11 protein-coding genes and 2 pseudogenes are annotated in these 8,402 nt (G+C 51.0%); 6 read left to right on the forward strand and 7 right to left on the reverse strand.

The genetic code is table 11. The features are described from left to right. Positions 1 to 162: 162 nt before the first annotated feature. Together DRI82_RS23320 and DRI82_RS23325 are read right to left on the reverse strand one after the other, a co-directional pair. Entirely contained in the window at positions 163 to 375 is a 213-nt protein-coding gene (locus DRI82_RS23320) for a SymE family type I addiction module toxin (protein ID WP_114196273.1), read from the reverse strand. A 111-nt stretch (positions 376 to 486) separates the two neighbouring features. Then, positions 487 to 858 (reverse strand): helix-turn-helix transcriptional regulator, encoded by a 372-nt coding sequence (locus DRI82_RS23325; protein ID WP_281269809.1) that lies wholly within the window; start codon positions 856 to 858, stop codon positions 487 to 489. A 549-nt stretch (positions 859 to 1,407) separates the two neighbouring features. Between DRI82_RS23325 and DRI82_RS24165 the strand changes: the two genes are divergently transcribed. After that, entirely contained in the window at positions 1,408 to 2,400 is a 993-nt protein-coding gene (locus tag DRI82_RS24165) for a deaminase domain-containing protein (protein WP_245956921.1), read from the forward strand. Next, positions 2,400 to 2,768, forward strand: coding sequence for a hypothetical protein (locus DRI82_RS23340; RefSeq protein WP_114196275.1), 369 nt, complete (start codon positions 2,400 to 2,402; stop codon positions 2,766 to 2,768). Before DRI82_RS24165 ends, DRI82_RS23340 begins: the two co-directional genes overlap by 1 nt. A 297-nt stretch (positions 2,769 to 3,065) precedes the next feature. Here the strand turns inward: DRI82_RS23340 and tnpC are convergent. The 5 genes and pseudogenes from tnpC to DRI82_RS23365 form a co-directional block, all read right to left on the reverse strand. Then, a pseudogene (gene tnpC / locus DRI82_RS23345) lies at positions 3,066 to 4,642 on the reverse strand (IS66 family transposase). Between the two features lie 42 nt (positions 4,643 to 4,684). Further along, positions 4,685 to 5,065 carry an IS66 family insertion sequence element accessory protein TnpB gene (gene tnpB, locus DRI82_RS23350; RefSeq protein ID WP_114196276.1) on the reverse strand — a complete coding sequence of 127 codons (381 nt, stop codon included), beginning with the start codon at positions 5,063 to 5,065 and terminating at the stop codon, positions 4,685 to 4,687. Next, positions 5,052 to 5,384: an IS66 family insertion sequence element accessory protein TnpA gene (tnpA, locus tag DRI82_RS23355; protein WP_114196285.1), complete on the reverse strand. Its 333-nt coding sequence runs from the start codon at positions 5,382 to 5,384 to the stop codon at positions 5,052 to 5,054. Before tnpA ends, tnpB begins: the two co-directional genes overlap by 14 nt. Positions 5,385 to 5,451: 67 nt before the next feature. Further along, on the reverse strand, positions 5,452 to 5,856 hold the full coding sequence (gene symE, locus DRI82_RS23360; protein WP_114196277.1) for an endoribonuclease SymE: 405 nt from the start codon (positions 5,854 to 5,856) through the stop codon (positions 5,452 to 5,454). An 81-nt stretch (positions 5,857 to 5,937) separates the two neighbouring features. Further along, positions 5,938 to 6,309 carry a helix-turn-helix domain-containing protein gene (locus tag DRI82_RS23365; RefSeq protein ID WP_342768561.1) on the reverse strand — a complete coding sequence of 124 codons (372 nt, stop codon included), beginning with the start codon at positions 6,307 to 6,309 and terminating at the stop codon, positions 5,938 to 5,940. Between the two features lie 304 nt (positions 6,310 to 6,613). Here DRI82_RS23365 and DRI82_RS23375 point away from each other — a divergent pair, with 304 nt between their 5' ends. The 4 genes and pseudogenes from DRI82_RS23375 to DRI82_RS23390 form a co-directional block, all read left to right on the forward strand. Next, positions 6,614 to 6,814, forward strand: a complete 201-nt coding sequence (locus DRI82_RS23375; RefSeq protein ID WP_157968136.1) for a hypothetical protein — start codon at positions 6,614 to 6,616, stop codon at positions 6,812 to 6,814. Positions 6,815 to 6,942: 128 nt separating this feature from the next. Further along, positions 6,943 to 7,524: a CdiA C-terminal domain-containing protein gene (locus tag DRI82_RS23380; protein WP_114196281.1), complete on the forward strand. Its 582-nt coding sequence runs from the start codon at positions 6,943 to 6,945 to the stop codon at positions 7,522 to 7,524. A gap of 125 nt (positions 7,525 to 7,649) precedes the next feature. Further along, positions 7,650 to 7,919, forward strand: coding sequence for a hypothetical protein (locus DRI82_RS23385; RefSeq protein ID WP_114196282.1), 270 nt, complete (start codon positions 7,650 to 7,652; stop codon positions 7,917 to 7,919). 166 nt (positions 7,920 to 8,085) lie between these two features. Next, a pseudogene (locus DRI82_RS23390) lies at positions 8,086 to 8,343 on the forward strand (transposase); the annotation flags it as partial. Between the last annotated feature and the right edge of the window lie 59 nt (positions 8,344 to 8,402).

Below are 8,402 nucleotides of genomic sequence, written 5' to 3' on the forward strand. Positions count from 1 at the left end.
TTGAACGTTTGCAGTTGCCAGACCGCAAACTGTTTTAACAAATCAAAAGGGGTTTTTATAACTGGCTCAAAGCTGAAAGCTTTACGGAACCTCCAGCCTAGCTGGAGGTTTTCTGTGCACAACAAAAATCCCGGCCTTCGAGCCGGGATTTTACTTTTAGCCTCAGCCGTTCAGCTCAGTCCTGATAACCAGACAGCCATTCTCAGCCGTAATACTCACTGACTGCCCGGGGGTAAATCCCAATTGCTCCAGCCACTTACCCTTGATGGTCAGTTGTGGGCTGGGGTTGGGCCTGCCGCCGTTGGGGCGGTAACCGACGGTGTAACGGCGGGCTTGGGATGTGGCGGGTTCTGACGTAGAATCGCGTTCAGTCATGATCAACTCCTTGCTAGTTGGTGGTGATGAGCGGGGTTATCGGGTGGCAGCCCGGTAGCCCTGCGTTAATAAAATCGTCTCTTTAGTAGCGTCTTACTTCTCTCCCTCTGCTCAGGATATCAATAACTTGGTCATCTGCGAGCGCTTGACCAGACTGTCCATCAGCACAATCAACGCCTGTTGATCTTCATCAGATAACGAATCCATCTGAGCGGCCAATGCCTGTAGCTGCGGATTATGAATGCGTGGCACGGTCGGCGGCAAAAGTCCCACCAGTGAATCAACAGAGGTCTGTAATACCTGTGCGATCCTGACCACGGCATCCAGTTGCGGCACGGATGCACCACGCTCCCAGCGGTTATAGACACGACGGCCCACTGAAAGGAGTTCGGCTAATCTTGCCTGAGTCATTTTACGGACTTCTCTTGCTTCCTTAAGACGGGTGGCAAACAGCTGCGCTCTGCTGTTGGCTTCAGTTCTCACTTCAGCCCCGCAGTCGCCGCCGTCCGTGGCGGCTCCGGTGAGCAAACCCAGCGTCAACGCCCGTACGCAAGCCCGTCAGGCCAATACCCTTGCTTGTTGGTCGGCCTGCGGCCTCCGCCGTTAATTACCCCCGCCCCAGCCCGGTTACCTCTGTCTAAACAGGCTCGCACTGCGTAGCTCGTTCAGCCTCCACCCCATGCAGCCCTCAGGGGGGCTTCCCTGCTTGAAAGCCTTGCTTCGTGGGCCTCGCCAGGCCACACCCGCGAACCAGCGCCAGTCCCGCAGCAAGCTGCGAAACTGTCACCGGTTATCAAAGGGCGCTTGGCAGGAAGAATAATGACGATGGTCACAAACCAAAATCAAGGGCTTACCGGCGGCTGGCGCCGCCGGTATACTGGTGCGGTAGTGGTTAACTGCTCTTTAACAGCGTTGGGAAAAGTGGCTTACGGGGCCAAAAAGTGCGCGTCGGGGGTTGTGCGTCCGTACATCAAAACGCACAGGCAAAAAGTGGTTGTAAGCCACTGAGTACACTAGGAAAAATGATGTTCGTTGGCTAACTCCGCAATGGAAGAAGTTGTTGTGGAGAATAACTATCTCAACGCCAGTGATAAGCTCCGTCAGCAACAACTGGAAACCAAACTGGCGAATGGCTCCATCAGTGACAGCGAAGTGCAGGAGCTGGCCGACCTGACGAAAAAGGATGTCGGCAGCGATGCAAATCTACAGAATGCCTGTGCCAATGGAGCCAGTGCGGGCTGTGTTAGTGAGCTGAAACTGGCGTTTGCTGCCAAAGAAAGCTATCAGGGTTATGCGGAATACCAGACGTACTACGACTTACGCGACCAGTTCCCGGAGGAAATGGCGAAGTTCGGTGATTTAATTGGGGACTACTCGCGTGATCTGCTCAAGCTGGTAGATCAGGGTTATACGCCTGAGCAGGCACAGACCAAAATGTCTCAGGATGCAGCATACTCAGCCAAATACCAGCAGGCGATGAATGATGTTCCTGGTTGGGCCAAGATAGCCATGACCATTCAGGATACGGCTGGGATCGTTTACGGTGCCAAGGCAGCGGGTGCCAGTCTGGAAAGGTTGGCTGAGAGTCAACTGGTTCCCTACCGGCAGTTGGTGACCGATGTTCGCGCTGGATTATCTTCTTCACCGAAGCGTTCAGGTAACGTTGCTGTTGCTGAAGTTGATATACCGGGTATGCCAAAGCAGATAGCGGCACATAGTGGCGTTGACAGCGCCGGTAAAGGGTTGGTAGGTGCAGGGAATCAGAATTTTAAATACCAAACCTTACAAAGTAAGGATGGTAAGCCTATCGATAGGAACACTGACTCTGAATATAAAATCCTTGATAATCTGGCAGATCAGTTAGGTAGTAACACGTCAGCGAAAGGAACTGTAACCATCTTCACTGAACGTCCTGCCTGTGGCAGTTGTTTAGGTGTGGTTGACCAGTTCCAGAAAAAATATCCCGGAATCCAAGTTAACGTCTTGGATAACAATGGTATTTTATTAACGTCGAGGAAGAAGTGATGAACAGTGAGCGTATTGATTATTATGAAATTAAAAGAGATTTTTTAGACTATTGTTATGATGGATGTCGTCATAAGCTGATCAATATTGCTAGAGGTACTTCAGGCTTGTCCAAGGATGAGGATGGAATAGGGTACGCTTCTTATCAATATGAGGGTGTCTATCAACTCCCTGTCGAACAATTAATGTTGGCTGTTATTAATTTGATATTAATGGCTGCACGTGGCCCTGAACATGTTGAAATGTATCATAGAAAAGAAATAAAACAGATTTTATCAGCACACCCTCTTGATGAGTTACTCAAAGACCTAGGGGAAGAAGAACGGGAAGATCTACTGCGTGACATGAAAGCGTTGCAACTAATTTAGTAAACAATCCCGGCCAGTTGGCCGGGATTTTTGCTTTTACGCCCTAAAAACTCCCTCTTCCCGCCGCTGCAACCGTAACGTTCCGGTGAACTCATATTGACAGGTCCGATGAGGCCGGTCGCAGGTTTCTCCGGGGAACGTTCGTCAGGTGGTGAAGTGCTGAGTAAGGTATTTCGCGATTGTGGCGCAGGAACTGAGTCAGTTGTATTGTGGCTCTAAAGCTACGTGGGACGCGGGTTGTCGCTATTTACGTTGTCAGGGACGCAAGTCCTTAGTGCGGATATCGGGCGCTTTCTGTCAGCTTCCTCCGCCCCCGAAGGCGAACCCCGGCAGCGGCAGCAACTCGTCCAGCTCCTCTTCCGGCCAGCCCGGTAGCCGTTGCAGCACATCCGTCAGCCAGGCATGGGGATCAAGACCGTTCATCTTCGCGGTTTCCAGCAGGCTCATGATTCTGGCTGCACGTTCACCCGCCGCAGCCGAACCTGCGAAGAGCCAGTTTGAACGTCCCATGACCACCGGCCGTATCGCCCTCTCACAACGATTGTTGTCCAGCGGCAACGCGCCATCCTCCAGGAAGCGGCTGAGCGTCACCCGTCGTTTGAGTGCATACGTGATCGCTTTACCCAGCGCGGAGCTCTCCGGGCACGCATCCTTCTGCTGCTCAAGCCACTGCCACAGTTTTTCCAGCACTGGTCGCGCATAACGCTGCCGCCACTGGCGGATCTTTTCCACTGGCCGGTGTCGGATCTTCTTTTCCAGCCGGTATAGCCCGGCGATCTGTCTGACCGCCATTTCTGCCCTGGGTCTTTACTCGCTTTATAAAGATCGGCGAAGTTTCTGCGGGCATGTGCCCAGCAACCCGTCAGCGCGACCCCTTTGTTCTGCCCCGCCAGGGTTTCATACGCCGGATATCCGTCAACCACCAGGCTGCCCGTCCAGTCCTTCAGGTATTCCGCCGCATATCTGCTGCTCCGGCCGGGCTGACTGTCGAAGCAGACGACAGCAGGGCCACTTTTTTCACCGCTGACGTAAGCCCACAGATAGCCGGAACGGGCTTTACCGTCTTTTTTCGTGTCCAGGATTTGCAGAGGCGTTTCATCGGCATGTAACACATCGCATTTCAGTAACATCCGGTGCAGTGATTCCGCCAGTGGCGTCAGCACCGCCCCCGCACGGCCGACCATATCTGCCATCGTGCTGACGGGCAGATGGATATCTGAGCGGGCCAGAACCGGCTGCTGACGGTACAAGGGCATATGGTCGCAGTGTTTGCTGATCACCAACTGGGCGATGAGTGACGGCTCTGCCACACCTTTCGGGATAATGTGCGCAGGCATATCACCGCTGACCACCCGCTGGCAGCAGGTGCAGCCATACTGCGGGCGAACGTACCGGTTAACCACGATGCGGGCCGGGATATATTCCAGCTTTTCGCTCACTTCATCGCGGATGTGACGCAGCACGCCCTGGCAGTCAGGACAGTTTTCGGTTGAGGCCGGTTCGATTGTTTTTGTGACACGAGGAAGATGGGCCGGTAGTGGTTTTCGCGCCGGACGTTCCGGAGCGGCTTTTTCTTCGGCAGGGAGCAGCGTGTCCAGTTGCGCTTCAACAGCCGCGATATCCGCATCCATATCCTCTTCGAACAGGGAGCGCTGCATGCCGGCCAGTGTTTCGCCCTTTTTCCCGAAGCGCTGCTGGCGTGCCAGTTTCAGCGCCTCTTCCAGCAGAAGGATACGTTGCTGAAGAGTGGTATTCTGCCGGCGAAGTTTTTCTTCTTTTTCAGCATTCTCAGACACGGCGTTTTGCGCCATGGCAAGCGCCAGAGTACGAAGCTGTTCAATATCGTTTGTGGTGGAGAGAACGGAGATATCCATGCGGGTAATTATATCGCACCCGGCATGGATAATCATTAGTTTTCATAAGGTTATGGCGGTTTTTGATGCGGTTCCAGATGCATCCCGGAAGACCCATTTTGTGAGGTCGTGGCCTTTTACCTGTTGCCAGTCAACACCGCTGACAAGCCAGCTGAACTCATCGGGCGTGAGGGGCCAGGCGGCCTCATTTGCCCGGGGCCAGCGAAAGTGGCCTTTATGCAGACGGCGAACGCACAGCCAGACGCCGTGTTTATCCCAGCGCAGCACCTTGATGCGCGAACGGGCTTTATTGGTGAAGACGAAGGCGGCGCCTTCGTGCCACGATGATTTGAGCTCATCCTGAACATACTGGGTCAGCGTGTCGATACCCCGTCGCATATCAACGGGTTTAACGGCGAGGAAGACATTTTCAGGCGTCAGCATATTTGAGGGCCCTGAAGACATCGTTCAGTTGCGAAGGATGGCAGCACATGCGTATTCTACCGGGCAGAAAGAGCGTAACGGGTTCATTCACTGCAGGTGAAAAGGATTCAGCAGGTGGTGATGCTTCGGTGATATGAACAGGTAGTACCGCAGGTTCGCTGGCACGTCGTTCAGCCTTTGCGACATCCTGGGGCCATTCACGAAAGGAAGTGAAGGGAATATCGTGAAGTTCACAGTATTGCTGGCGGGTAAGACCACTGGCCCGCCAGCTGGCAACATGTTGTTTTTTCTGTTCAATGAACCATCGCTGTTTCATCAGCAAACATCCTTCATCAGTTAAAGATGGCGCTGATATTACCTGCTGAAATAATTATGAAAATATGAGTTCACCGGAACGTTACTCTTCGCGGCAGATCTTCCCACACCACGGTGTCCGGCGGCAGCGGCCGCTTCTGCGGCGTGGCAATCACGGTAATAAACTCCACAACCTGTAGCTGCTTGCGGGCCGAGAGCTTACAGACCTTGCGCAGTGTCTGCATAATCTCCGGCTCTGGCGGCGGTGGGGGTAACGGTTCTTCGACGGTGAGCACCAGGCAACCGGGCATCACGCGCACCTTCAGCGGCGTACCGGTCTCAAACCCTGCATCTTCCAGCCAGTAGCCCTTCAGCGTAATGGTGGGGGCGGGTTCGTGCGTTTGCCAGTCACGAATGTAACCCACGGTATAACGACGGGTTTTTAGTTCAGGTGCTTTAGTTGTGACGACTTTTGACTTAGAATCCTGCTCAGCCATGATTAACTCCGTAATAGTCAGTTGTGGTTAGCGGTGATAACGGGTTCCAGCCCGCTACCACCGCGCTAAATCTCTTCTCCGTTACTCTTCTTTAGCCGTCTTCCTTGATGAATCCCAGCGCCGTGACTGGTACTTGATAATCAGGCTCTCCAGCACTTCCCGGACTATCGCCAGCTCGTTCTCAGGCAACTGGCTGACGGCTTCAAACTGCAACGTTAATGTATCAGTTGGTCCACGTTCATGTTCATCGAACAGCAGATAGTCGGTGCTGACATGCAGCGTGGTGGCTATCTTCTTCAGCGCATCCAGTGACGGCATTGCCTGGCCGCTCTCATACTTCTTCCAGCTATTAACATGCAGACCAATGGCATCAGCTATCGCCTGCTGGGACAGACCCAGCTCCTTACGTAATGCGCTTAATCGAACAGGTAATGACTGATGTGGACTAGCAATATCGAACACTGATTAAGGATTTTTTACGCCACATGTTTCTCTTTAGCATGTGGCGTCTGACCATCATTAAAAGGGCGCTTGTCAGGAAGAGTAATGATGCTGGTCACAAAACAAAATCAATGGCTTACCGGCGACTGGTGCCGCCGGTATACTGATGAGGTTGTGGTTAACTGCTCTTTAACAGCGTTGGGAGAAGTGATTTATGGGGCCAAGAAGTGCGTCTGGGCAAAAAGTTGCCGGCACCAAAATGCACTGAGGAAAAGTGGTTGTAATGTACTAAGTATGCTAGGAAAAATGCCGTTCTGTGGCTGATTCCGCAATGGAAGAAGTTGTTGTTGAGAATAATGCGCTGAGTCCGAAAAAAGCAGAAACCTTGATTAAATCGATAGAGGATCAGAAAGCCGGTAAGAATTTGCTGGAAGCCTCACAGAATATTGTCAGACTGACAAATGAAGACAGGGCCAGCAACATTCTGTTGGATAAAACCAACAAGGCCAGCCACTGACTGACGGGCAAAAGCAAGAACTGGCCGGTTTACTTGACCAATACGGTTATGAGCTACAGACAATGTATGGATATACCCCACAGAAGGCTGCGGAGGCTATATAGGGGCTTCTTGCTGGTACAGCATTTGTGGCATCCACTGGAGATACTCAGGCGTATAACGAAGCACTGAGTTATCTGAATGTAGCTGCCGTTCAATATGGTCAAGCAGCGGTGGGAACGGATGCTTTACTGGCGTTGCCGGGTGCACCGGGGATAATAGCACGTGGAGCCTTAGCGGCTGGCGGAGGTTATCAAGCTGGCTATGGTATTGGGCAAATCTCTGACGGAAAATATGCTGATGGGTTGTTGAATCTCGGGTTGGGGTCACTGGCTATATATGGAGGGGCCGCTGGACAAAACTTTATTAATAAAGCTGAAAATGCCTTAACTAAGGGGCAAGTCACTTATGAATTTGGTGCAAAACCAGATGGTAATGAATTGAGGGCTGGTAGTACATTCAGTGAGTTAGGTTATGACGTTACCTATAAAACGACTGCATCCGATAAAGGTATTTCTGATGTTCGCACGCCAGATCTGTGGGTTAATGGTATCGGTAAAGTTGATGTTTATACACCTCAAACGACAAATTTGGGTAATACTGTCAAGGCCATAGAGAAGAAAGATAGTCAAACAACAGCAGTTCTAACCCAAATTGATTTATCTCTATAAGATATGCAATCTATATCATCTAGATTATGGGGAAAACCATCAGTTAAGAATATCAATACGTTGTTTTTCCAAGACTCAAAAGGACAGGTTTACCGTTTCGAACGACCAATTTCAGGAGCGAAATAATGTCAAAGTTAGCGTGTCAATGTGGGCACATTATGATTGTTCGCTCAATGGAAGAAGATTTTTTGTATGATCTTATATCTCAAAAAAGCATGATGGATCTTCTTAGTAAATGGGATGAGCTTGGAGATAAATTTGATTCAGAAGCCTTCTTTAGTGAATATAATCAATTTAGATCAGATGTGTATAAGTGCCCCGAATGCGGTAGGTTAGCAGTTGAAGAGCCTCCCAGAGGTAATCGGTTTAGTTCTTATATAAAAGAAACTGAATAGTAAGAAATCCCGGCCAAGTCGCCGGGATTTTACTTTTCACGGTCAGAAATTAGTCTCTATCACCGTAAGCGTCCGGCGAACTCATATTGTAAGTATCCCGCTTAACCGAACCATTCACTTCTAGAGGTCTTCCGGCATACTGATTATGTCCCCTGAGGAGATTGCCATGCGTAAGATCCGATTCACTGAGCACCAGATCATCGCCGTTCTTAAATCCGTTGAAGCCGGACGAACTGTGAAGGATGTCTGCCGCGAAGCCGCTATTTCTGAAGCCACCTATTACAACTGGAAGGCCAAATATGGCGGGATGGAAGCTGCTGATATCAAAAAGATCAAAGATCTTGAGGACGAAAACAGGCGTCTCAAACAGATGTTCGCGGATCTCAGTCTGGAGAATCGGGCACTGAAAGATGTCATCGAAAAAAATGTATGGTTCGCCCCCGTTTTGCAAGCACACGATGATAAAAGCTGTTTGCGTTAATG

This window comes from Edaphovirga cremea (assembly GCF_003332275.1).
GTDB lineage: Bacteria > Pseudomonadota > Gammaproteobacteria > Enterobacterales > Enterobacteriaceae > Edaphovirga > Edaphovirga cremea.